The sequence below is a fragment of the Acinetobacter sp. YH01018 genome (genome assembly GCF_013420295.1).
GTDB lineage: Bacteria > Pseudomonadota > Gammaproteobacteria > Pseudomonadales > Moraxellaceae > Acinetobacter.
On the sequence record NZ_VOYL01000016.1, the window covers coordinates 18,261 to 43,401 of the forward strand.

Here is a 25,141-nt window from a genome sequence, read left to right on the forward strand (position 1 = left end):
GCGCTTTAAATATACCTGATTTGTTAAGTCTGAGCATAAGGAGATAGCCGTGTGGTTTAAAAACCAAGAGATAAAATTTTGCCAAAAGTCAGGGTTTTAATAAGGTTAAAATTAATTCCAAAAAGTTTTTAAACTAATAAAAATGATAAATTAGATTTATGTGAATACGTGGTTATAATCGAAGTTAATGAAAGCATTACCCAGTTCTATGGAGCGCGTCGACATGGCAGGCAATACCCCAAAAGCAAAAACTTTATATGATAAATTGTGGGATGACCATTTAGTAAAACAACGCGATGATGGCTCAGCCTTACTTTATATCGACCGTCATTTATTACATGAAGTAACTTCACCACAAGCTTTTGAAGGTTTGCAGCTTGCAGGTCGTCAACCTTGGCGTTTAAGTGCCAATGTAGCTACGCCAGACCATAATGTGCCAACTTCAAAAACCGAGCGTGAGCAGGGTATTGCCGGTATTGAAGATGATACTTCACGTATTCAGGTGCAAACGCTGGATGACAACTGTAAAACTTTCAATATTGTTGAATTTGATATTAACGATATTCGCCAAGGGATCGCACACGTGGTTGGGCCTGAGCAAGGTTTGACTTTGCCGGGCATGACTGTGGTGTGTGGTGACTCGCATACGGCAACTCATGGTGCATTTGGCTGTTTGGCGCACGGTATTGGGACTTCAGAAGTTGAACATGTATTGGCGACCCAGTGCCTGGTTCAAAAGAAAATGAAGAACATGTTGGTGCGTGTTGACGGTAAATTGGGTCAGGGTGTTACACCGAAAGATGTGGTCTTGGCGATTATCGGTAAAATCGGCACTGCAGGCGGTACCGGTCACGCGATTGAATTCGGTGGTCAGGTGTTCCGTGACATGTCGATTGAAGGCCGTATGACTGTATGTAACATGGCGATTGAAGCCGGTGCCCGTGTCGGTATGGTCGCTGTCGATGACAAAACCATTGAATACGTGAAAGGCCGCAACTATGCACCGAAAGGTGAGCAGTGGGATGCTGCTGTAGCCTATTGGAATACTTTGCACTCTGATGAGGGCGCGCATTTCGATACCGTCGTGGTGTTGCAAGGTGAAGAAATTGAACCGCAAGTGTCTTGGGGAACTTCTCCTGAAATGGTGATTCCGGTGTCCCAAGCGGTTCCAACGTTGGAACAGGCCAAAGATGACGTGCAACGTAATGACTGGACCCGTGCTTATCAATATATGGGTTTAAATGCCGGTCAGGCATTGGCAGACATTCAGTTGGACCGCGTATTTATCGGTTCTTGCACCAACTCGCGGATTGAAGATATTCGCGCTGCCGCTGAAGTGATTAAAGGCCGTAAAGTAGCTGCTTCAATCAAACAGGCGATGGTGGTTCCGGGTTCTGGTTTGGTAAAACAGCAGGCTGAAGCTGAAGGCTTGGATAAAGTATTCTTGGAAGCTGGTTTTGAATGGCGTGAACCGGGCTGTTCAATGTGTTTGGCGATGAATGCAGACAAATTGCAACCGGGCGAGCACTGTGCCTCAACTTCTAACCGTAACTTCGAAGGTCGTCAGGGCAATGGCGGTCGTACGCACTTGGTGAGTCCTGCGATGGCAGCTGCTGCAGCGATTGCCGGTCATTTCGTTGACGTACGTACGTTTTAATTTCGGCTAAAGGAGCAAATGACATGAAAAAATATACCGTTGAACAAGGTATCGTTGCACCATTAGACCGTGCCAATGTCGATACAGATTTAATTATTCCAAAGCAGTTTTTGAAATCGATCAAACGTACCGGTTTTGGTGAAAACTTATTTGATGAATTGCGTTATCTGGATGAAGGCTACCCGGGCCAGGACAATTCAAAACGTCCAAAGAATCCTGATTTCGTTTTGAACCAACCGCGTTATCAAGGCGCGACAGTGTTGATTTCTCGTGCCAACTTCGGTTGTGGTTCTAGCCGTGAGCATGCGCCATGGGCGTTAAACGAATACGGTTTCCGTACCGTGATTGCACCAAGCTATGCCGACATTTTCTTCAACAACAGCTTTAAAAACGGCATGTTGCCAGTGATCTTGTCTGAAGAGATCGTCGATCAGTTATTTAAGGAATGTGCTGCGACAGAAGGTTATCAGTTAACCATCGACCTGGAAGCGCAGGAAGTGCGTACACCATCGGGTCAAGCGTTTAAATTTGAAGTCGATCCGTTCCGTAAACACTGCCTGTTAAATGGTCTGGATGATATTGGCTTAACTTTACAAGCTGCAGATGATATTCGCGCTTATGAAGAAAAGACCAAACAGTCACGTCCGTGGGTATTTCAGGAAATTCACGGTTAGTTGCTTGAATTTTCAGCGCTAGTAGTATCGCAGCCTAACTCTTGCTAATATCAGATCCATAAAAATATTTAGTTGGCTTTATTTGGTGAGGGTTGGGCTCGAACAATGACAAAAGTTTACGGTCAGCTTGCTGTACTGGGTCTTATGGCCGCATCCTTAAGTGCATGCCAAAGTATTGATACAGTACGAATTAAACATGTAAAAGAAACTGAAAGTAGCAAAACAAATGCCTTAATTTACTGTGCGGGTACTGCAAACTGTGAATTTGAACGTTTAAACAAAATTCAAATTATTGATGCAGCACAGCGCCGTGTGAATAGTGCTGCGGTTGAATCGGGTATTTTACGTTTACAGGCGAATTCCTTAAGTCAGCCGAATGCGTTATATCTTTCAATCCCTCCCGGGCAACATGAACTGGTGATCCGCTTTTATCCGATTTCCAAGGATCGTGCCGAAACCCTTCATGTTTTTCACAAGTTTAAGCCGAAGCAGCGTTACATTTTTAAAATGTACCGTGAACGCAACAAACAGCAGGGCAGCTTGCTGAATGTATCTGCACCTGAACCCTTATGTGTAGATCTCCTGCAAGAACACAAGACAATCCGACGTTTCTGCAGACCCTATAATGCCTTGACCGGTCTGGGCGAGTTTGTGGAAAAGAAAATTTAAAATCCCGTCGATTTAATCTATCGACTTCATAAATGGAAACACTCATGTCAAAACATATTTTGATTTTACCAGGTGATGGTATTGGTCCTGAAATCGTAAAAGCAGCTGAACAGGTGCTTGCACGCGTGAATGAAAAATTCAATCTGGGTTTGACTTGGGAACAGGGTTTATTGGGTGGTGCAGCGATTGATGCACATGGCGAACCGTACCCTGCCGTTACGGCAGAACAGGCAAAACGTGCGGATGCAATCCTGCTCGGTGCTGTCGGTGGTCCAAAATGGGATACGATTGAACGTTCAATCCGTCCTGAACGTGGTTTATTGAAAATCCGTTCTGAATTGAATTTATTTGCAAACTTGCGTCCTGCAATTCTTTACCCACAACTTGCCGGTGCTTCAAGTTTAAAGCCTGAAATCGTTTCTGGTCTGGATATCCTGATTGTGCGTGAACTCACTGGTGGTATCTACTTCGGTCAGCCACGTGGTATCCGTGAACTGGAAAATGGTGAGAAACAAGGCTTCAACACTGACGTTTATAAAGAGTCAGAAATCAAACGTATTGCCAAAGTGGCGTTTGAAATGGCGAAACTTCGTGGTGGCAAAGTCTGTTCAGTCGATAAAGCCAACGTACTTGAAGTGACTGAATTGTGGAAGCAAACCGTAACCCAGTTACATGCTGAACAATATCCAGAAATTAACCTGTCGCACATGTATGTCGACAATGCAGCAATGCAATTGGTACGTGCGCCTAAACAGTTTGACGTGATCGTAACCGGTAACTTGTTTGGTGATATCCTGTCTGATGAAGCAGCGATGCTTACAGGCTCTATTGGCATGTTGCCATCTGCATCACTGGATGAAAATGGTAAAGGCATGTATGAGCCATGTCATGGTTCAGCACCAGACATTGCAGGCCAAAACATTGCCAATCCGTTAGCGACCATTCTTTCTGTAGCAATGATGCTGCGTTATACCTTCCGTGAAGAAGCCGCAGCGCAAGCCATTGAAGATGCGGTAGGCAATGTACTGGATCAGGGTTTACGTACTGGCGATATCATGTCAGAAGGCAATACTCAGGTAGGTACAGTTGAAATGGGTCAAGCAGTGGTTACTGCATTGAACTAAGTTCGCCTGACAGAAAAAACGCAGCCATGAGCTGCGTTTTTTTATGGCTTTTCAGAGTGTTTTAACAGGTATGGCCAGTGTAATGAACCGATGTGGCAATGTTGTGTTCTAGGCGATAGATAATTTTACATTGCAAGTTGATATCATAGCTTTGTGCTCGGGGTGTAACTTGTATAGGGATATGACCTGCATCGATATCGGTAGGGTTCTGTACCATCGGTACCGGAATGGTGACGGGACGAATGACGGTATAAGTAAGCGTCTGATCATTCGCGACAGGCGCTAACACCTGCTGGTAACCTATGCTGTTCAAATCCAGCTTAGCTTGAATGCTTTGACTGGTCTGCCCGATGAATTGCTGTAAATAGGCATCACGCTGCATAGCGGTTGTCGTGGATGTTGTCGTGCATGCAGTGAGTAAACTAAAAACCGTAAAGTATCCTAAAATCAGTGTGAATTTCATGAGTTGTCCTCACACCAAATAAAATCAGTTTAAGTTAAGCAAATTGCAGGCAGAAATACTGTTGTGATTTGATACACGGTACAGAGAGGTGTAGCCATGATGCTAAGCCCTTATTCAATCTGATATAGACCCTCTTGGCAATTAGCAAGCTCTACCAGTATAGCGAATGGATTGAACTATTTCGTCTTTCAGGTTAAATCCTACCTGACATTCCATCTTGATATTGTAGCCACCATTTGAAGGGGTAGGCATCGGTGCACCCATCGAAATACTGTGACTAATATTGGGCGTGCCCATTGGAATATTCATATCACGAACAATGGTATAGCTGAGCAATTCTGCTGTCTGAGTGGGCTCTTGAGTGGTTTTAAATCCCATTTTATTCAGGTCAAGCTGGCTACGAACTTGTGCTGCAGTTTGACCAACATATTGTTGTAGAGACTGGTTAAGATGATGAGAACCACCTGTTTCACATGCTGCGAGCATCAGGCAGGAAAATAGGGTTAAATATTTTATTTTCATCTTTTTTAGCATATCTGTTTAATTTTAATTAAATTATAGTCGTTAAATGATCAAACCGTGTCAAATTATTTTATTGAATAATAAAAACTGAAGGCAATAAAAAAGCCACTCAAAGGTGGCTTTCATGCTTTCGCTAAAACTTAGCGTGCACGGTAAGTAATACGACCCTTGGTCAAATCGTAAGGTGTCATTTCTACTTTCACACTGTCGCCGGTTAAAATACGAATATAGTGTTTACGCATTTTACCAGAGATGTGGGCAATCACTTCGTGACCGTTTTCTAAACGTACACGGAACATAGTATTAGGAAGCGTCTCGGTGACAACGCCTTCGAACTCGATGAGTTCCTCTTTATTGGCCATAGCCTACCTGAATGAATAAATTGGAAAGGCGCAAATTATAGTCAATTTTTTTGCATAAAACAAGGCGCAATGCGGCTTTGCTCGTTCATCTGTCAGTTAAATAAGCGAACCCTCCGTATACAGATTTTCTGTAAAAAAGCCTATTGTCATGTTGTCAGTTTGGTCAATCGCAGTTAATCTAAAATCAATCTTTTTAAGTATAAATGAAGAACATACAAGGAAGGTCTTTGCGTGGGTCAGCTAACTGATGCATCAGTTGTTTTACGATTGGGTTATCAAGCCATCCGTCGTGCAGGTTTGCCAACTGAAGAAATTTTAATGAAAGCTGGTGTGGCCTTAAATCAGGTCGAAACCAATGACCGTACCCCGCTTAGTGCTCAATATGCGTTTTGGGTGGCTGCGGAAGAGGTCAGTAAAGATCCCGATATTGGTTTGCATTTGGGTGAACACCTGCCTTTATACCGGGGGCAGGTGATTGAGCACCTGTTTATTTCCAGTGAAAACTTTGGTGAAGGCCTCAAACGTGCACTGGCTTATCAGCGCCTGATTAGTGATGCTTTCCATGCCAAACTGGTGATTGAAGATGACCGTTGCTATTTGACCAATGGTGAGCAACCTTGGGGCGAAAATATCGTTAATCGGCATTTTTCCGAATGTGCACTATCCGGCGTATTGCGTTTTTTCAAGTTTATTACCGAAGGTCGTTTTCAGCCGATTTATATCGATTTTAATTTCAGTCAGGGTGCACCTGATGATGAATATTTCCGGGTCTATGAATGTCCAGTCAGCTTAGGGCAAAAAGAAACCCGTTTATATTTCGATCCTGCAATTTTAGATTACCAGTTATGGCAAGCAGAGCCAGAGCTATTGCAGTTACATGAGCAACTGGCGATTGAAAAGCTGCAGGAGTTGGCACGTTATGATCTGGTCGGTGAAGTGCGCCGCGCGATTGGTTCGACTTTAGAAAGTGGCGAAACCACTTTGGAAACCGTAGCCACACATCTAAATATCACGCCGCGCCGTTTACGAACGCAGCTGAGTGAAGCCAATACCAGTTTCCAGCAAATTCTTTCGGATTATCGCTGTCGATTGGCGAAAAAGCTTTTGGCCAATACGGCAGAAAGCGTGGAACGGATTGTGTATCTGACCGGATTTTCCGAGCCGAGCACTTTTTATCGGGCCTTTAAACGCTGGACCAATGAAACGCCAGTGGAATACCGAAAAAGGAAGCAGCGGTAATTTTTGAATCCTCCCCTAACCCCTCCTTTAATAAAGGAGGGGAACTCCCACTGCTGTCCCACAAATATCACAAGAAGAACCTCAATTGAGGTTCTTCTTGTTTTCGCCATTTTTTATCAGGCACAAAGAGTGACCTTAAAAGTTTCCTTTCAAATAAATTGACCTGAATAATTCGCAGTAAACGCTGAACACTCCATTCTTCTTGTGCCATGTGTTTAGCGAAGTTCACCAGCAAATAGGCGATTAATGCAATCCATCTTTGCGTTTGTATCGCATTGCGGCTTCGACCTAGAAATGACTTCAGTTTTAAATTCTGCTTGATGGCTTTAAAGAATAACTCAATCTTCCAGCGGTCTTTATAAATTGCAGCAATGGTGGATGCTGCCAGATGAAAGTTGTTGCTCAGAAATTCGAATGTTCTTTTCTTATCTGTATCATAAAACTCTATACGTCTTAATAATTTAGGTGCGCCTCTTTTCTTGGCATGGGCACTGCTCAATTCAATACATTCATCTGCAATAATACCTTTAGTCGCTAATACGCTGCGGCTTGATTTAACTTGATAAACTGTCTTTGGGCGTAGCCGAGTTACGAAGCTGACTTTCTGATGTGTCAACTGAGCAAACCATTGATAATCAACATATCCTTTATCAAAGACGATAATGCTGCCAGCAGGAAATTTAAATGCTCTGCCTTGCACCATATCATTTTCAATACCATCCCCAAGCGCTACAAATTCAGGAATGGTATTGCTGTGATTTAAGCCAACACTGAGTTTAATACTGGCTTTGGATTCATGCACTTTTGCCCATGCGCACAATGACAGTGAAAGATCAATATGACTGGCATCTAGTGAATACAGCGGATTCCTGAATCTAAATTTATGTGCAGTTTTAGAGTTTTCACAGTGCTGAAGCAGCTGCGTGAACAGTTGCTGATACAGGCTGGCGGGCTGTTCTTCGTTGAGTCTTGCTAAGGTGCTTCGCGCAATTCTTTTCGCGCCAAGATGATAGAGCTTTTCCTGCTGGGATTCGAGATTGGATTGAATGTCTCTTAAGCTTTGCCGACAAGAAAGTTGGGACATCAATATGGCAACAAACTGATCCCAGCGGGTGGCTGATCTTAATTTTTGCCCAGAGTGGTGCAGTTTAGCCAGACGTTCAAAATCTTGTCTTAAAATGGGTTTGAGTAATTGATGAAATACGGTATTCTGATGTGACAAAACCTGAGTCCTTTATAGTTAAAGTGTTTGTTTGCACTCATATTTTAACTATTTAGACTCAGGTTTTTTTATTTAAAGCAAACTATGGGACAGTAGTGGGGGAACTCCTCCCTTTAAAAAAGGGAGGTTGGGAGGGATTTCTTATTCCGGCATATTCAGCCAATGCGGGCCTAATGGCATTTTCGGCAGATCAAACTGTTCCGGATAATCAGCGTGGATAAAATACAAGCCATCCGGTGGTGCGGTAATTCCTGCTGCTTTACGATCTTCAGCGGCAAAAATATGGTCAATATGGTCAACTTCATACATGCCCTGACCGATTTCCAGTAAACAGCCCATAATGTTGCGTACCATATGGTGCAAGAAGCCATCTGCCTGAATATCTAACACCAGATAACAGCCATGTTGAATGAGGCGACAATGTTTGACATGCCGAACCGGCTGATTGGACTGGCAGGCTGCGGCACGGAAACTTTCAAAATTATGCGTGCCTTCAAATTTTTTCGCCGCAGCAATCATCTTCTCCACATCCAGCGGATAGTAGGCATGCGTGACCTGTTTATGCAGAAGCGCAGGGCGCTGCGGATTGTTATAGACGACATAGCGATAGCGGCGTGCCTGAGCTTTAAAGCGGGCATGGAAATCGCTGTCCATTTCCTTGATCCACTGGAAGGCGATATCTTTAGGAAGCTGACTGTTTGCCCCCATCAGCCAGCCACGAATCGGGCGAATAGCATTAGTATCAAAATGCGCGACCATATTGGTAGCATGGACCCCGGCATCGGTACGACCCGCACCATGTAAGATGATCGGTTCATCGGCAATTTTGCTCAGTACTTTTTCAATGGTTTCCTGCACGCTTGGAACGCCAGGCTGTTGAGTTTGCCAACCTCTATATCGAATGCCACAAAACTCAATACCGACTGCAAAACGTTGCATACTTACCTCAAATTACACGTGATCATGCCAATGTGCCTGCCATTGGTCTACAGCGTCGTATTGTAAATACATTTTCAGCGCTTTTGCATAAAGATCTGCATGTCCCAAACAGTCATTCAGAAGAATATGGGTCTGCTGGATCCATTGGCTGATGGCATAACGCTGATCAATACCACCAAAAGGCACCTGAGTGGTGAGAATTACGGCACAGCCTGCTTGTTGCAGTTTTTGAATGCAAGCAATGAATGGTTTATTCACAGCCAGGTTGCCTGTGCCGAAACCTTGTAAAATCAGGCAGTTTGGCGGTACTTGGCAAATGGTTTGCAGATTGGCAATTTGCTGAGCCAAATCCAGCGGTTGCATCATCAGGCTTAAACAGTTAAACCTCGCTGCCTTTTGGAGATCATTGTCATGAACTATATAGATGGAGCTGTGGGAAATGGGTTCCGCTGCGTTTTTACCGCTAAAGGCATCCAGTTCTGTGGTATGGATTTTTAATGCCGTCTGTGCATGTACTAAATGATGATGAAAGGCTAAATAAACTCCCACCGGATATTTAACTACACAGTCCAGGGCAAAGTTTAAATTATCAATGGCATCAGTAAATTCACGGGTATTGTCTCCCGCAGTATTTAACAGGGGGTACTGGCTGCCGGTCATGACCACATGCGCGGATTGACCCAGAAAGCGTGACAGCACCGCACTAGCATAACTGAGGGTGTCGGTACCATGAATAACCACAAAATGCTCAAACTGCTGTAACTGAAGTTGTTGAATAGATTGAACCAGTTTTAGCCAGTCTGTGGCTGTACAAGCACTACTGTCCTGAATGACTGGTGCAACAAAACATTCGATCTGCTGATCGAGAGGGAGAACATGTTGCAGTTTCGGAATAAATTGCTCAGCTGGCATAGGGCTGAGTGGATCACCAATACAGCCAAATGTACCGCCCATATAGATTAACGCTATTTTTTTCATCATAAAAAAAGCAGCCAAGGATGACTGCTTTATAGTAGATCGAAATTGCTTAAGATGCTATTTGATTGCGTAAATGATCTGCCTGTTGGCGTTGTTCAGGTGTATAGCCAGCTTCTTGCTCTGCCAGTAATTCACGTGCTGATTCGAATGCACCAAGCTGGATATATTGCTGTGCCAGTTCTAGATTCAGGTTAATTTCATTGACTTCAATCAGTTCGGGGAAGGACTGAACCAATGGATCATTTTTATCTGCTTTGGCTGCAGATGAGCTGATATTGCTAATATCAAAGTTTAGGCCTGCGGCTTTTGCTGGCGCTACTTCTACAGCTGGCTCTTCAACCGTGCTTGCAGGCTCTAAATTAAAGTCCAGTTCCAGGCTTGGCGTAGTTTCTTCAGTTGCAACTTTTGTTTCAGCTACTGGAGTTTCTGCAACGGAAAAATCAAAATTAAATTCAGGTTTTTCTTCTACAGTAGGTTCAATGCTAGCAGCTTTCTCTGTTTCTGCTTGCCCGGTTGTTGCAGTGTCTAAACTAAATGAGAAATCCAGAGGCTGAATTTCTTGAACTGGGGCAGCTTCCGGCTTGGTTTCTGCCACAGGTGCAGGATCAAGCTTAAAGTTAGTAAAATCTAAAGGCTTGATTTCTTCAGCTGGTGCAGTTGCTGCTTCTGCCGCTGAATCCAGAGATAGACTGCTGAAATTAAGGGGTTTGATTTCTTCCACCGGAGTAGCTGTTATTTCTGCTGTATTTAAAGATGCAGAATTGAAATCAAGAGGTTTGATTTCCTTAACGACTTCCGGCTGAGCCGAACGCGATTCCTGCTGTAACTGATCAAAGGCAAGATCATTTTTTGTTGCAGCGGGTGCAGCATCACTCATTAAAGCATCAAAAGCAGCCGTATTTTTTGTTTCTACAACCGCTGGTTCAGCTGCTTTAGCAACAGTTGATGATGGCTTAAACTCAATGGTATCTTTAGAACCTAGTGTTTGTTTTTCATGTGCTGCTTTTTTAGCAAGTGCCTGTTCTAAAAAATCATCCAGTTCTAATGAGCGCAGGTGATTAATCAGCTGGCTGATGGCAAATTCATCTTTTTGCAAGATGTGAATGTCCAGCAACAGCAAATACAACTCATGCTGTGAATTGTCCTTATTTAAAGCCTGATTAATCTGTGCTTCGGCCGAGAAAAAGTTCTTTTCGTGAATCAGGGCTTCAATTTTACTGCGGACATCGGCAGCTAAAGGGGTGGTTTTTTTCTTTGCAACAACCGAGCTTTCCACAATTTGAGTTTTTTGCGGTGACTTTTTGGTTGAAGTGACTTTTTTGCTTTTCGTCTTTGGTGTTTGTTCTGTTTGTTTACTTGCCTCGCGCTTTTTTAATACAACTGCGATCACTAATAACAATATAAACGGAATCACATAAAGCAGCATGTTGTTACCCCTTGTAGGATTGAGTTTTTATCCATGAAACCCATCCTAAAAAATCAAATTGTATAACACCCTTAGTGCGTTGGCTTTTTCTGTACTTGTTGTGCTTTCAATTGTTGCTGCAATTGGGCAAGACGAGTATTTAATAATTGAATTCTGTGATCCTTGTTACGCAATGCCAATTCTAACTGTGTTACGTTTCTCTGTAATTTAACGGTTTTTTCACGCGATGTCATAACTTTTAATGATAATTCATTTGAAGTTTGCCTTTTTTCTGTGTTCTTTTTGGCAGAACCGCTGGCTGAATCTTGTTCTTTCTCTGCAACCAGGCTCATTTCTGCCTGATTCAAGCGATATTTGGCTTTAGCCGACTGATTGGACGGTTTGGAAGGGGCTTGGGCTAAATGGGCAACTTTTGCTTTTTGCTCTTCTTTAGGGCTGGTCACAGTATTTAAATTCAAAGCGGCACCACGGCGTAAACGGTTCACATCACCTTGAATAAAGGCATGTTCATTATTGGCCTTGATTTGTTTCATGACTTCGCCAATCGGACGATTTTGCTCAGTGGCCACACGTGAGGCAATTGCCCACAGTGACTCATTCGATTGCACTACATGCTGGTTGGCTGGTGCTGTAGCCGCAGGCTGAGGTGATGGTGTAGGCGCTGTTTCTGATTTGGCTTTTGGCGCAGCGGCTGCTACAGGTTCTGCCGTTACTTTTGCTTTAGCCACATGTTGATGTGCAGATGCTGCATATAGTCGGACTAACGGGTCTGTGGAGACATTATTATTCGAGTTGTTTGAGTTAGCTGAAATTTTCGCTTCATTTTTTGTCAAACGTTGTGCTGCAATGGAACTCTTGGTTTTGAGTGGCGCATTTTGTGGAGTCTGAACCGGCTGGGCAGATGGTGTCGCCATTGCTGCAATGACGACGGGTGCAGCAGAGGTACTATTTAAAATCGGCGGTGCCGCTTTATGTACCATTAATGGTGCTTCAAATGATTGCGGTAGTGCCGTTTGTGGTTTTTCAATCCGAAATTGCGTACTTTCAGGCAGTTGTAAGGCAATATCTTTTTCATTCACAATGGTGATAGGCATTAAAGGTTTTTCATTGCCTGAGACCCGTACCTGAGTATTTATCTGGCTGCGCTTCAGAGGGGTCTTGATATGCTGTAAACGTGTCGCATTACCTTCCTGAATTTTAACAATAATGTTCAATTCAGCATCCGTTAAGGGGCGTGATGAGGTAATGGTAATGACACCATTGCCCGAGCTATCGCGACGGGTAAAGAAATTGAGATGTCCGGGAGCATGATAGACAGCGCCTAAAGTTGCGATATCTTCTGCATCAGCCAGGCTGGCCTGGATTTGTGCATGAGGATCAGCATTGCGAAAATTCATTTCCGCATACAATAATTCACCTGCTGCAGATTGAACTTGAATAGGATCAATAGTAATCGCATGAATATTCTGCGAAGCAATAATGGCTAAAATGGCTATCTTTAATTTGTTATATACGGTCATCTTAATCTTTAGCTCGGTTTCTTATCGTATTGCGAAAGTTATACATTAACGAGGTGTTGCAGAATTGTAAAACATTTAACATAAAGGATACATAAAAAAGCCGATCAATTGTGATCGGCTTTTCTTTCATTTAGCACTTAAGCATTTTTGTAATCAATCAGGATACGTAACATACGGCGTAAAGGTTCTGCAGCACCCCATAGCAGCTGATCGCCGACAGTGAATGCGCCAAGGTATTCTTTACCCATATTCAGTTTACGCAAACGACCCACTGGAACAGACAGGGTACCTGTAACAGCCACTGGCGTCAGATCGGTCATCGATGCTTCACGGGTATTGGGAACGACTTTTGCCCAATCGTTTGCATTACGGATAATGTCTTCGATTTCATCAAGCGGTACATCTTTCTTCAATTTCAATGTAAGTGCTTGAGAATGGCAGCGCATTGCACCAATACGCACACAGTGACCATCAATAGGAACAATCTGCGAGTTACCCAGAATCTTGTTGGTTTCAACCTGGCCTTTCCATTCTTCTTTCGACTGACCGCTTTCAAGCTGTTTGTCGATATACGGAATCAAAGAACCTGCTAAAGGCACGCCAAAGTTTGCAGACGGGAAACCTTCGCTGCGTTGTAAAGCCGCAATTTTAGAATCGATCTCTAAAATTGGAGAGCGAGGGTCATCTAACAAATCTTTGGTATTGTTATACAAGTAACCCATACCGTTGATGAGTTCACGCATGTTTTGCGCGCCCGCACCAGAAGCGGCCTGATAAGTCATCGAAGTTGCCCATTCCACCAGATTATTCTGGAACAGACCACCTAAGCCCATCAGCATCAAGGAAACGGTACAGTTACCACCAACGAATGTTTTAGTACCATTCACCAGGCCATCTTTAATCACGTTCATGTTGACCGGATCAAGCACGATGATGGCTTCATCATCCATACGTAAGGTAGAAGCTGCATCAATCCAGTAACCATTCCAGCCTTCAGCTTTCAGTTTCGGGAAAACGTCAGTGGTGTAATCACCACCCTGGCAGGTAATAATGACATCCATCTGCTTCAGACTGTTAATGTCTGATGCATCCATAAGTGCTGGGGCAGTCTTACCGCCAAACGCAGGCGCTTCACCACCTGCATTACTGGTAGAAAAATAGAATGGCTCAAAATGAGCAAAATCATTCTCTTCAACCATACGTTGCATAAGGACGGAACCTACCATCCCGCGCCAACCGACCAGACCTACTTTCATGCCACTTCGCCTCGGTGCGTTAAAAAAATCAAAAGGGATTCGAGTGTATCAAAAAGGGACGTGACTGCAAGTACTACATAATGAAAACATCAATATTATTGAGAGAAATCTCTTGTTTATGTTACATACAAAATTGATAAAGTTTTTCAACTGCAGATCGAATTACCAAGATAAACAGAGTAAAGCTGATGATTTGGGTGGAAATAATTGCAGTTTTAGTGATATGGCTGACATTCTGGTCACTGATTCCACGGGATGAGTGGTGGATTCGAGGTGCTGATTTTCCAAGGCTACAAATTCTGGTTTTAGGACTGATTGCTTTTGTTCTGCTGCTGGTCTGGGAGCAACCCTGGAATTTAACACGGGAAATTATTTTTATCGGTCTGATTGCGGCACTGGCGTACCAGCTCAAAATGGTGCTGCCTTATACCTTTCTTTGGAAAAAGCAGGTCAAGCATGTCCGCAAACATCAGCTGAATCCTGACAAGCAAATCTCCCTGATCATTTCTAATGTACTGACGTCAAATACCCAATACCAGTTGTTAATTGAGCAGATTCAAAAGCATCAGCCAGATTTGCTGTTAACGCTAGAATCAGATCAGGTCTGGCAAAAAGCACTTTCCGTGATTGAAAAAGATTATCCCTATCGGGTGCCTGTACCTCTGGATAATTTATACGGCATGCATCTGTATAGCCGTTTAGAGCTGAAAGATACCGAGGTCAAGTTCATTTTAAGTGATGAGATTCCTTCCATTCATACCACAGTCATTTTACGTTCAGGTCAACCGGTCCAGCTTTATTGCCTGCATCCCAAACCGCCGAGCCCTACTGAAGCGAAAGATTCGACGCTACGGGATGCTGAACTATTAATTGTGGGTGACCAGATCAAGGATCTGGATGAAAGCTGTATTGTGATGGGAGACTTGAATGATGTGGCCTGGTCGCGAACGACCCGACTGTTTCAGCGCATGAGTGGTTTGCTCGATCCACGCGTGGGGCGTCACTTTGTGAATACTTTCCATGCCGATTATCCCTTATTGCGTTGGTCGCTGGATCATATTTTTCACAGTACCGATTTTGCCTTGGTCCATATGAAAAGATTGCCTCATATAGGTTCAGACCATTTTCCGGTTTATGTGGTTTTACAGACAGGACGTGTTTTTGAAGGGGTGCAAGAAGAACTGGAGCAAACGGATGCTGATGAACAGCAGGCACAAGAAACAATAAAAGAAGGTATTGAAAAAGCTGAAAAAGAAGAAAAACCAGTCACCGATGAAATTGCCCAGAGCTATAAAAATGCAATCAAGCAGGCAGATTAAATAATAGAAAAGTGTACGAAATGGCTTACATTGATTTAGGTCAATTGCGAATGTTTCTTTTTTATAAACTAGCTTAATCTGTACTCATCAGCCAAGGAGCCGGGAAAGGAAAATCCCATTATGGAAGATCAAACACATGGCTGATAGAAAGTCATCATGGATATGATGCAGCAATGGATAGCAATAACAGAATAAAAATAACATTTGAAAGCACAACCTCATGTACCCGAGTTTTGCAGGATGCAGAACTCGGGTCTATGGTTTTATAGAACCTCTTGAAAATAAAATTTCAGCCATGTATTTATCAACATTTCAAGAACTTAAAATTTATGTCGTAAATTTTACTGAACTATCACGTGATGCTTTACATATTTATGCAGGGCTGACGCTATTTTTTATCGTGGCGTTTTTCCACCATCATCAGTTGAAGTCGAAGTGGGCGATTTTGGCTGTGCTTATTGTTGCAATTGCTGCAGAGCTGTTGGATGCCCGTGATGATTTAATCAATTATGGGCTGTGGCATATTGGTGCCAGTGTGCACGATATCATCAATACCATTTTCTGGCCGCTGCTCATTTGGCTCATGGTACGATTTCGGGTGTGGAGGGTTTAATACGTTATGGCTTTCGAAATATCAATGCCTGTCATCCTCTTCATATATCCAATTATTCAATGTTTACGAAAATTTGCTTTTAATTTCGGTATTACTAACAGCTTGTCGCCATTGAAAAATGACTCATCAATGAAGTCTATTTCAAGACTTGCTTATATAATCAATGAAGTCTATTTCAAGACTTGCTTATATAAGTGAAGCGTCTGATCACACATCTCTTTCAAGCTAAATGTTGTGACTGGCTTTACTTGTTGCGGTTCATCCAGATGATTCTTGACTGCATTGAACAGTGCAGCGTGATCATCCACGGCAATTAAACCTTGTGGATACAGCTGCGATAAGATCTCCGCAACCCCGCCACGGTTCCAGCCAATCACCGGAGTGCCTACCGATAGTGCTTCTAAAGCAGTACGACCAAAGGTTTCTGCCTGATTGGAAAGGGAGAGCACCACATCGCTAAATGCCAGCCATTCACGAATATCTGAGCGATGACCAACGAAAGTGATTTTGTCAGTTAAGCCTTTGCCTTGAATTGTGTCCTGCATTTCTTTCAAATAAGCGGCTTTTTTCGGATCGGCTCCACCCACCACTACCGCATGCAAGTTGGGGTATTGTTGCTGTAATTTTTCGACCAATCCAATCAGGGTTTCATGACCTTTTAAACGGGTAATCCGTCCTGGAAGACAGAGTAAAAACTTGTTTTCCAGTTCAGGAAAGTCTTTAAAAGTTTGATTCAGCCATTGTACAGACGGCTGATAACCATGTGGGAAAGCGGTAGGGTCTATGCCACGGTAAATCCGGACAATATCCTGCGCTGGACAATTTTTGTAGTTGTCGGTGATGTATTTCACCACGCTATCCGATACGGCAATGACTTTTTCAGCCTGGGTCATGATTTGACTATAACGGTTAATTGAATAGAAGCCATGCACGGTACTGATTAAATGTGGACGACGCGCAGCAGGAATGCCTTTTAAAGCAAAATGGGTCAGCCATGCAGGCACGCGGGAACGTATATGCACGATATCTGGTTGGTGCTGTTCAATCAGCTGACGTAGCGGACGAATTTGCCATAAGCTCGACAGGGCTTTTTTATGAATGGCTAGCATCAAATGTGTTGAACCTTCCGCTTCAAGCTGGGCCACTAGCCGGCCACCATTCGACACCACCAAAGATTCATGACCTTCTGCAACCAAGGCACGGGCGATTTCTAAAGTACCGCGTTCTACGCCACCGCTATTCAGTTCAGGAAGAAGTTGCATCACTTTCATGGTTTTTTGCCTTTAGGGTTGTCGCAAAGCGGAGTTTTACCGTTCATTTATCCAATATTAGGAGTTTATTCTTTACTTTTGTTTCGGCAAAAGTAACAAAACCATCTGTTGGACTGACGATACATCCATGATATCGCAGTCTAACGGGCGACATCCTTGTCGCCTTTACACGATAGTAGATTCTGTGCGAGGTTTCTTAGTTATCTTAATTATCTTATTAATAGATTTTCTCAAAGCCTTCCGGACGAGTTTTAAAGCGACGATGGAACCACATATATTGGGTCGGGGCAATACGCAGCTGACGTTCAATAATCTGGTTGACACGTGTGGCATCATCGACTTCATCTTCACTGGGCAGATTATCCACCACAGGTTCAATCAGTACATGATAACGCGGATCTTTTAAATCACCGCTACGATAAAAATATAAAGGAATTGGTACGGCTTTGGATATTTTCAGTAAACGGCGATGTGCCGTTACCGTGGCAGCAGGAGTACCGAAAAACGGTGCCATCACACCCTGTTTTAAACCAAAATCCTGATCCGGGCTATACCAGATGGCATGACCCTCTTTCAGATTGCGAATCAGGCCACGCATGTCGTCATGGTCAATCTGGTGGGCATAAATAGTGGCACGACAGCGGTAAATCAGCATATCGAGCAAAGGATTGTTCTGCGGACGATAAACCACATCCGGTTCGAAATACTGGGCACACAGGTAGCCACCGGCATCCAGCAAAGTAGAATGCGTACCAAGCAGTAAAACGCCTTTTCCTGCGGCTTGGGCATTTTGAATATGTTCCAGGCCTTCAATCGTGACGCGGTCTTTAAACCATTGCGGGCAGTACCAGGCATTCAATGTTTCAAAAATCCCAATCATCTGGTCGATAAAAACTTGACGTGCATTCTCCTGAACCTGCTGTGCAGACCATTCAGGAAAACAGACTTCCAGATTACGGACTGTGGTTTTGCGGCGCGATTTCAGCTTGTCGAAGGCCAGATTGCCAATAAAAGTGGCCAAGCGGTACTGAATCGCCCAAGGTAAGATCGCCAAAATCATCAGTAAGACAATCCCAATCCAGATGCCCCAATATTGAGGGAGCAGGAAAGACCATTGGAATTCTCCGGGAGTGTAATCTGGCTTTTTACTCATAGTGACCATTTTGAACAAAAGTTTTTTGCAAGTGTAACATGAAGTTATTTTTTTAATAAAAAAGCACCTGCAACGCCAATTACAGGTGCCCCTAGAATGAATCAGATCAGTTGCTGTTAACAAGATTTTCTAATTCTTCCCAACGCTCTAATTTTTCCAGTAACAGGTCATCAATTTCAGTCAAGCGGTTGGAAAGTTTCATGGCTTTGTCTGCATCGCTCACAAACAGGGAACCATCGGCAAGTTGAGCGTTAATTTCAGCTTGCTCTTTTTCCAGCGCTTCCATTTCAGCAGGCAGTTGCTCTAAAGCACGCTGATCTTTATAGCTGAGTTTCACTTTCTTTGCCGGAGCAGGTTCAGCCGCTTTGGCTTCTGCTTTGGCCACGGCTTTTTTGACATCACTTTTCTGATCAACCACAGTCTGATCAGGACGTTGTTGCAAGTAATCCTGATAACCGCCGATGTATTCATCGATATTGCCTTTGCCGTCAAATACCCAGGTGGATGTCACGACGTTGTCCATAAAGGCACGGTCATGCGAAATCAGTAACAGAGTACCTTTATAATAGCCGAGCATTTCTTCTAGCAGTTCAAGCGTCACCATATCCAGGTCATTGGTCGGTTCATCCATCACAATCAGGTTGGATGGTTTGAGCAATAGTTTGGCGAGCAGAATACGGTTACGTTCACCACCAGAAAGCGCTTTAACCGGTGTACGCGCACGTTCAGGTGAGAACAGGAAGTCCTGTAAATAGCTATAGATATGACGGCGGCCACCATTGACATCGACAAAGTCCGAACCTTCAGAAACGTTGTCTTTAACCGATTTCTCTAAATCAAGTGCATTACGTAGCTGGTCAAAATAGGCAATTTCAAGCTGGGTGCCGGTTTTTACCGAACCACCGTGTTCAATCTCGCCTAGAATAGCTTTGATCAGCGTGGTTTTACCGACACCGTTATCACCGACCAGACCTATACGGTCGCCACGTAATACCAAGGCAGAGAAATCTTTGATAATCGGTTCCTGATTGCCAAAGGCCACACGTAAATGCTCAATTTCAAACACGACCTTGCCTGAGCGGTTGGCGTCCTGAGTGGCCATGCTCACTTTGCCTTGCTGTGAGCGACGTGCTTTTGATTCTTCACGCAATTCTTTTAAGGCACGGACACGGCCTTCGTTACGGGTACGGCGTGCTTTAATGCCTTGACGAATCCAGACTTCTTCTTCAGCTAAACGTTTGTCGAATAAAGCATTTTGCTTTTCTTCTGCTTCCATTTGCTGAGCTTTAAGGTTAAGGTAACGTGAATAGTTGCCTTCAAAACTGCGCAATTGACCACGGTCCAACTCGACAATACGGGTGGCAATGCTGTCGACAAATGAACGGTCATGCGAAATAAATAACAGGGTCAGATTATTTTGATCGAGCAGGAATTTTTCCAGCCATTCAATACTTTCAACGTCCAGATGGTTTGTTGGTTCGTCGAGTAAAAGTACATCGGGTTGAGTGAGTAGGGCACGTGCTAAAAGAACACGACGTTTACGACCACCGGACAAATCGGCTAAATCGGCATCCGGGTCTAACCCCATTTTGCTTAAAATTGAATTTACTTTGTTCTCTAAAGCCCAGCCATCGACTTGATCGAGTTTGTGCTGTAAGTTACCCATGCGGTCGCAGGCTTCCATATCTCCCAGTACGCAGGCATCACTGGCTTCATGATAAGCTTTTAGTACAGCAGCAGCTTCACCTGCACCATCGGCTACAATGTCGGCGACTTTGCCGGAATCCATCGGTACATCTTGGGCCAGCATGGAAATGGTGATGCCATTTTGTATAGAAACTTCACCACGATCTGGTAGCAAACTTCCTTCGATGAGTTTAAGTAAGGTAGACTTACCCTCACCATTACGGCCAATCAAACAGACTCGTTCACCGCGTTCCAGATTAAAGTTCGCGCCGTCGAGCAGGGACGGTCCGCCAAACGCAAGTTGGACATCCCTTAAAGTAATATAGGCCATACTGTTTCCTGAAATCCCCAATGAGGACTTAAAATGACTAAACAAAAAAATCTTAATGATCAGGCGTCATTTTCCGCACACTTGGAAGATTTGCAAGTCCGAATTACATTTTTAGATGATTTAGTTGAACAGTTGAATGAACAGGTAACACGTCAACATATTGAAATTATGGATTTAAAGAAGCAAATGCAGCTGCTTTATCAGCGTGTGGAATCTGCCGATTTATCGGAAGGCATTGCTGCCTTTGATCCGATGTCCAACCGGCCACCGCATTATTGAGCTGAACCCGTCCGTGTATTAAAGCCTTGGTGTTGATCAGGGCTTTTTTATTTGAAAAAGAACTTAACTTATCCTTTCCTTTGCCATTGAATAACCTTCTAAAATTAAAGCACTAGGTTGAGTCATGCCACTGAGTAAAAAACCAGAAGCATAAAGTATTTGACCTTTGCCATGGTTCCCGTTCTAATGCACGGCATCTGCCTAGCCGAACTGTTTATTCGAAGATATGAGTCATAAAGTCGTTCTTCTTGATCTTGAAAATAATATGCCGACTGCGCAATTGTTGCGTAACATCATTCCGCATTATGCAGCAATTTACCTGTTTAATTGTCAGGGAAAATTTGAATATTCTCTGCAATATTTAACGGAATTTTCAAGTTGGGTCAGCAGTGGGCAAGTGGTCATTCTGGAAACGGCAGAAGTCGAGCACAAAGAGTTTGAGTATGCGGTTGTGGTTGGGCAACTGCTTGCGCTGCTAGATGCCGATGTTTCTATTGAACTCATCTCTGCCATGCCAAGCAGTGAAATGTTGCTCGAAATGCTGCAGTCTTCCAACCTGAACTGTAGTCTGATCCAGGTTCAGGCTGAAGAACCGGCGTTAAATACAAAGTACAAAATTCCCAGTGTCGAGACCATTCTGCAAAAACCGGATTTGTTGCTTGTCAAAAAGTATTGTGATGCTTTAGGGAAAATGAAGGGCAAACCGAATACGCTGGAGAAATTGAAGAACTCGCTGGCGAATATTTTGCAAGTCGAAAATGATCAGCTTCAGCATCTCATTGGCTTATTGATTAATCTAAAAATTGTGAAACGTTTTGACCAGCAAATCAGTTTCCGTAAAAAAGTCATTAAGCAATGGATGCAACTAGATTTAGAGCAGGAAAAATCTTTAGATAAATCGCAAAATATTTCTGCTGCTTTTGCTGATTTATCCCCTGAATCTTCACAACAAGAAGTAGAAGAAGTGCAGGCCAAAACATTGCATCAGGCACAAAAAGAGTTATTTAAAAACTTTTCCAAGATTGATCCGGTGCAGGTGATTGTGGCGCAAAAACTACGCGAATTAAAATCCGATAAACCGAAAGACATTTATGCCTTGCGCGATTTGCTGGAGCAGCTTTTTCCGAAATCGGATGTGCGATTATTGCTTAATGAATTGATTGAGAAAGGATATATTTACTGGAATGGTACTGAAGTCCTGTATAGTCATGAGCTGTTCCTGAATTAATTTTATCGCTGTAACTTGCGTTTTATATTCAGCTTATGCAACTCTAATAAAGGAATAAAAAGGTTGTGCTATGGAAAATACTGGAATTTGGATTACAGTCTTTATTGTGCTGTTTGTACTCGGCTCAATTTTTGGGCTACGTGTCAGCCCAAGAGAAAAAGCATTAGGTCTGATGCGTGAAAAGGCGCGCAAGATGGCTTTACATCCGCGTTTAGTGGCCGCTCCCGATTGGACCAAAGTGCCCATGGCAACGGAAAAGCGTGCCAGCATGGTGGCTTATTACAGCATTTTAATTCCAGATGCCCGACTGCCATTGATGCGTGCACGTGTGGAAGATCAGAAACTCAAAGTTGTGCAAGGTGATGAGAAGTTTAACGATTTTCCCATTGCATTAAAGGGCATTTATGCTATTGATATGCAGGCAAACTGTGTAGGACTCTATTGGGATGAAGAATCAGACCTTCGAGCAACTCAGTTAGATGACATCAAAGCTTATTTAACGTCTTTGGCTGAATTTTAATTTATAAACCCATCAAACAGGATTAACGGTTAACTATGGCGAACGCTCCTCGGTCCACATCCAAAAGCACCACAGCAAAATCACCGAGTGCTGCGAACAAACGTGCCTTAGTGATTGTGGAGTCGCCTGCAAAAGCGAAAACAATCAACAAATATCTGGGTCCAAATTACATCGTAAAATCATCGGTGGGCCATGTCCGTGACTTGCCGACGGGCGGATCTAAAAGTACAGAAAAAAAACCTGTATCACGTGCCAAACTGACCGATGAACAAAAAGCGGAAAAAGCGCAACAGGCTTTGGTCAACCGTATGGGCGTTGACCCTGAGCATGGCTGGAAAGCGCACTATGAAGTGCTTCCAGGCAAAGAAAATGTCGTGGCGGAACTGAAAAAACTGGCATCGCAAGTCGATGAAGTCTACCTTGCAACGGATTTGGACCGTGAAGGGGAAGCCATTGCCTGGCATTTAAAAGAAGTCATTGGCGGAGATGATTCACGCTATCAGCGCGTGGTGTTTAACGAAATTACTAAAAATGCCATTCAGGAAGCTTTTAAACAGCCGGCACGCCTGGATATCGATAAGGTCAATGCGCAGCAAGCCCGCCGTTTCCTCGACCGTGTTGTAGGCTTCATGATCTCGCCACTGTTATGGGAAAAAATTGCCCGCGGTTTGTCGGCAGGTCGTGTACAGTCGGTTGCCGTCAAACTGGTAGTGGAACGCGAACGTGAAATTCGTGCCTTCATTCCTGAAGAATACTGGCAGGTTTTTGCAGATACCAAATCTCAAAAAGATGATATCCGTCTTGAAGCTGTGAAGCAGGGCGGTAAAACCCTCAAACTGCGTAATCAAGCTGAAACTGATGCTTTACTCAACCTGATCAAAGGTGCTGAATATAAAGTTGCCAGTCGTGAAGATAAACCGACCAAGGTCAACCCAAGCGCACCATATATCACCTCAACCCTGCAACAGGCTGCAAGCACACGTTTAGGTTTTTCTGTAAAGAAAACCATGATGCTGGCGCAGCGTCTGTATGAAGCAGGTTTTATCACCTACATGCGTACCGACTCCACTTTCCTGAGCGATGATGCGGTCAATATGGTGCGTGGTCATATTGAATCTGAGTTTGGTGCAAAATATCTGCCTGCCAAGCCAAACCGTTATGGCAACAAGGCGGGTGCACAAGAAGCCCATGAAGCCATTCGCCCTTCAAATGTGGCGTTGAAAGGCGACAGCCTTGCAGGCGTAGAACGTGATGCACAGCGTTTATATGACCTGATCTGGCGCCAGTTTGTTGCCTGTCAGATGACTCCGGCAGAATATCTGTCTTCGACCATTTTAGTCGATGCCAACGGTGTGGAACTGAAAGCCAAAGGCCGTACTCTGGTCTTTGATGGTTTCACCAAAGTGCGCGGACAAAACAAGTCGGATGATGATGTGTTATTGCCTGCCGTGAAAGTCGGTGAAATACTGAAACTAGAAAAACTGGATCCATCACAGCACTTTACCAAACCACCTGCTCGTTTCACTGAAGCCTCACTGGTAAAAGAATTAGAGAAAAAAGGTATTGGCCGTCCTTCGACTTATGCAGCCATTATTTCTACCATTCAGGATCGTGGCTATGTGAAGCTGGATAATCGTCGTCTTTTTGCCGAAAAGATGGGCGAAATTGTGACCGATCGTCTGGATGAAAGTTTCAATAACCTGATGAACTATGACTTTACCGCAGATCTTGAAGGTCAGCTGGATAAAGTGGCCGATGGTCAGCGGAACTGGAAAGAGTTGCTGGATAATTTCTACGGCGACTTTAAGAAGCGCTTGACCACAGCACAAGGCGAGCACGGCATGCGCCGTAACCTGCCTGTGGAAGTGGAAGCGGTACATTGCCCTGAATGTTCGCGTCCAATGCAGATTCGTACTGGAACCACAGGCGTATTTTTGGGATGTTCAGGCTATAACCTGCCGCCTAAAGAGCGTTGTAAAGGCACGCTGAATTTAACCCCGGTTGAGTCTCTGGCCGCGCTGTCGGATGACGACGCAGCAGAAACGGCTGACTTGATGTCGAAAAAACGCTGTCCGATTTGTGGTACAGCCATGGACAGCTATGTAATTGATGGCGGCCGTAAACTGCATATATGCGGGAACAATCCGGACTGTGCCGGTTTTGAACTGGAAGAAGGCGAGTTCAAGATTAAGGGGTATGATGGTCCAACCATTCCATGTGATAAATGTCATGGCGAGATGCAGCTCAAGACCGGTCGTTTTGGACCTTACTTTGCCTGCACCAGTTGTGACAATACCCGTAAAGTGTTAAAGAATGGTCAGCCTGCACCTCCGCGTGTAGATCCAATTAAAATGGAACACCTGCGTTCGACCAAGCATGATGATTTCTTTGTACTTCGTGATGGCGCAGCAGGTTTATTCCTGGCGGCCAGCAAGTTCCCGAAAGTGCGTGAAACCCGCGCACCGAAAGTGGCTGAACTCCGTACCGTGGCTGAGCAGCTGGATCCAAAATACCAGTTTATTTTGCAAGCACCGGATGTCGACCCTGAAGGCAACCCAACCTTGGTGAAATTCAGTCGTAAGAATCAGGCGCAATATATTGGTTCTGAAAATGCTGAAGGCAAGCAAACCAAATGGTCATTGGTTTTCAATGATGGAAAATGGGTTGAAGCTTAAGTTTTAAGAAATGCA

Annotated in this window: 23 protein-coding genes; 11 read left to right on the top strand and 12 right to left on the bottom strand. The window is 43.9% G+C overall.

All coding sequences use genetic code 11. From position 1 onward, the window contains the following. The first annotated feature begins 223 nt into the window (after nt 1-223). The 4 genes from leuC to leuB all read left to right on the top strand — a co-directional run bounded on the left by leuC (nt 224) and on the right by leuB (nt 4,124). Nucleotides 224-1,657, top strand: coding sequence for a 3-isopropylmalate dehydratase large subunit (leuC, locus tag FTT83_RS07635; protein WP_086195307.1), 1,434 nt, complete (start codon nt 224-226; stop codon nt 1,655-1,657). A gap of 23 nt (nt 1,658-1,680) precedes the next feature. Next, complete coding sequence (gene leuD / locus FTT83_RS07640) at nt 1,681-2,331, top strand: 3-isopropylmalate dehydratase small subunit (protein WP_086195308.1); 651 nt, start codon at nt 1,681-1,683, stop codon at nt 2,329-2,331. 105 nt (nt 2,332-2,436) lie between these two features. After that, nucleotides 2,437-3,000, top strand: coding sequence for a hypothetical protein (locus tag FTT83_RS07645; protein WP_086195309.1), 564 nt, complete (start codon nt 2,437-2,439; stop codon nt 2,998-3,000). 44 nt (nt 3,001-3,044) lie between these two features. Then, the gene (gene leuB / locus FTT83_RS07650) at nt 3,045-4,124 is read left to right on the top strand and encodes a 3-isopropylmalate dehydrogenase (RefSeq protein WP_180176482.1); all 1,080 of its coding nucleotides are present in this window, start codon (nt 3,045-3,047) and stop codon (nt 4,122-4,124) included. Nucleotides 4,125-4,185: 61 nt separating this feature from the next. On the opposite strand, the gene FTT83_RS07655 is transcribed toward leuB, so the two are convergent. The 3 genes from FTT83_RS07655 to infA form a co-directional block, all read right to left on the bottom strand. Next, complete coding sequence (locus tag FTT83_RS07655; protein WP_086195311.1) at nt 4,186-4,587, bottom strand: hypothetical protein; 402 nt, start codon at nt 4,585-4,587, stop codon at nt 4,186-4,188. Nucleotides 4,588-4,728: 141 nt separating this feature from the next. Next, complete coding sequence (locus tag FTT83_RS07660; RefSeq protein ID WP_086195312.1) at nt 4,729-5,109, bottom strand: hypothetical protein; 381 nt, start codon at nt 5,107-5,109, stop codon at nt 4,729-4,731. A gap of 140 nt (nt 5,110-5,249) precedes the next feature. Then, nucleotides 5,250-5,471, bottom strand: a complete 222-nt coding sequence (infA, locus tag FTT83_RS07665) for a translation initiation factor IF-1 (RefSeq protein ID WP_001284370.1) — start codon at nt 5,469-5,471, stop codon at nt 5,250-5,252. A gap of 231 nt (nt 5,472-5,702) precedes the next feature. Between infA and FTT83_RS07670 the strand changes: the two genes are divergently transcribed. Next, complete coding sequence (locus FTT83_RS07670) at nt 5,703-6,710, top strand: AraC family transcriptional regulator (protein ID WP_086195313.1); 1,008 nt, start codon at nt 5,703-5,705, stop codon at nt 6,708-6,710. Between the two features lie 67 nt (nt 6,711-6,777). Here FTT83_RS07670 and FTT83_RS07675 read toward each other — a convergent pair whose 3' ends face one another. From FTT83_RS07675 to asd, 6 genes are all read right to left on the bottom strand, one after another. Further along, nucleotides 6,778-7,932 carry an IS4 family transposase gene (locus FTT83_RS07675; RefSeq protein ID WP_180176481.1) on the bottom strand — a complete coding sequence of 385 codons (1,155 nt, stop codon included), beginning with the start codon at nt 7,930-7,932 and terminating at the stop codon, nt 6,778-6,780. 141 nt (nt 7,933-8,073) lie between these two features. After that, nucleotides 8,074-8,871, bottom strand: a complete 798-nt coding sequence (gene truA / locus FTT83_RS07680; protein WP_086195314.1) for a tRNA pseudouridine(38-40) synthase TruA — start codon at nt 8,869-8,871, stop codon at nt 8,074-8,076. 12 nt (nt 8,872-8,883) lie between these two features. Next, the gene (locus FTT83_RS07685) at nt 8,884-9,852 is read right to left on the bottom strand and encodes an asparaginase (protein WP_086195423.1); all 969 of its coding nucleotides are present in this window, start codon (nt 9,850-9,852) and stop codon (nt 8,884-8,886) included. 46 nt (nt 9,853-9,898) lie between these two features. After that, nucleotides 9,899-11,275 (bottom strand): hypothetical protein, encoded by a 1,377-nt coding sequence (locus FTT83_RS07690; RefSeq protein WP_180176480.1) that lies wholly within the window; start codon nt 11,273-11,275, stop codon nt 9,899-9,901. 71 nt (nt 11,276-11,346) lie between these two features. Then, the gene (locus FTT83_RS07695; RefSeq protein WP_086195316.1) at nt 11,347-12,795 is read right to left on the bottom strand and encodes a FimV family protein; all 1,449 of its coding nucleotides are present in this window, start codon (nt 12,793-12,795) and stop codon (nt 11,347-11,349) included. Nucleotides 12,796-12,932: 137 nt separating this feature from the next. Continuing rightward, entirely contained in the window at nt 12,933-14,051 is a 1,119-nt protein-coding gene (gene asd, locus FTT83_RS07700; RefSeq protein ID WP_086195317.1) for an aspartate-semialdehyde dehydrogenase, read from the bottom strand. Between the two features lie 188 nt (nt 14,052-14,239). On the opposite strand from asd, the gene FTT83_RS07705 reads away from it, so the two are divergent. Then, nucleotides 14,240-15,370, top strand: a complete 1,131-nt coding sequence (locus FTT83_RS07705; protein ID WP_086195318.1) for an endonuclease/exonuclease/phosphatase family protein — start codon at nt 14,240-14,242, stop codon at nt 15,368-15,370. A gap of 220 nt (nt 15,371-15,590) precedes the next feature. Beyond that, entirely contained in the window at nt 15,591-15,983 is a 393-nt protein-coding gene (locus FTT83_RS07710; RefSeq protein WP_251992201.1) for a hypothetical protein, read from the top strand. 170 nt (nt 15,984-16,153) lie between these two features. Here FTT83_RS07710 and FTT83_RS07715 read toward each other — a convergent pair whose 3' ends face one another. The 3 genes from FTT83_RS07715 to FTT83_RS07725 all read right to left on the bottom strand — a co-directional run bounded on the left by FTT83_RS07715 (nt 16,154) and on the right by FTT83_RS07725 (nt 20,424). After that, nucleotides 16,154-17,254, bottom strand: a complete 1,101-nt coding sequence (locus tag FTT83_RS07715) for a glycosyltransferase family 4 protein (protein ID WP_086195319.1) — start codon at nt 17,252-17,254, stop codon at nt 16,154-16,156. Nucleotides 17,255-17,471: 217 nt separating this feature from the next. Beyond that, entirely contained in the window at nt 17,472-18,407 is a 936-nt protein-coding gene (locus tag FTT83_RS07720; protein WP_180176479.1) for a lauroyl acyltransferase, read from the bottom strand. A gap of 106 nt (nt 18,408-18,513) precedes the next feature. Further along, a complete protein-coding gene (locus tag FTT83_RS07725) occupies nt 18,514-20,424 on the bottom strand; it encodes an ATP-binding cassette domain-containing protein (protein WP_180176478.1) in 1,911 nt (636 codons plus the stop codon). Between the two features lie 33 nt (nt 20,425-20,457). On the opposite strand from FTT83_RS07725, the gene FTT83_RS07730 reads away from it, so the two are divergent. The 4 genes from FTT83_RS07730 (at nt 20,458) to topA (ending at nt 25,126) form a co-directional block, all read left to right on the top strand. Further along, on the top strand, nt 20,458-20,703 hold the full coding sequence (locus tag FTT83_RS07730; protein WP_086195322.1) for a SlyX family protein: 246 nt from the start codon (nt 20,458-20,460) through the stop codon (nt 20,701-20,703). A 226-nt stretch (nt 20,704-20,929) separates the two neighbouring features. Continuing rightward, entirely contained in the window at nt 20,930-21,931 is a 1,002-nt protein-coding gene (locus tag FTT83_RS07735) for a hypothetical protein (protein ID WP_180176477.1), read from the top strand. A gap of 70 nt (nt 21,932-22,001) precedes the next feature. Continuing rightward, the gene (locus tag FTT83_RS07740) at nt 22,002-22,451 is read left to right on the top strand and encodes an ammonium transporter (RefSeq protein ID WP_166169167.1); all 450 of its coding nucleotides are present in this window, start codon (nt 22,002-22,004) and stop codon (nt 22,449-22,451) included. Between the two features lie 35 nt (nt 22,452-22,486). Beyond that, nucleotides 22,487-25,126: a type I DNA topoisomerase gene (gene topA, locus FTT83_RS07745; protein WP_180176476.1), complete on the top strand. Its 2,640-nt coding sequence runs from the start codon at nt 22,487-22,489 to the stop codon at nt 25,124-25,126. Nucleotides 25,127-25,141: the final 15 nt, after the last annotated feature.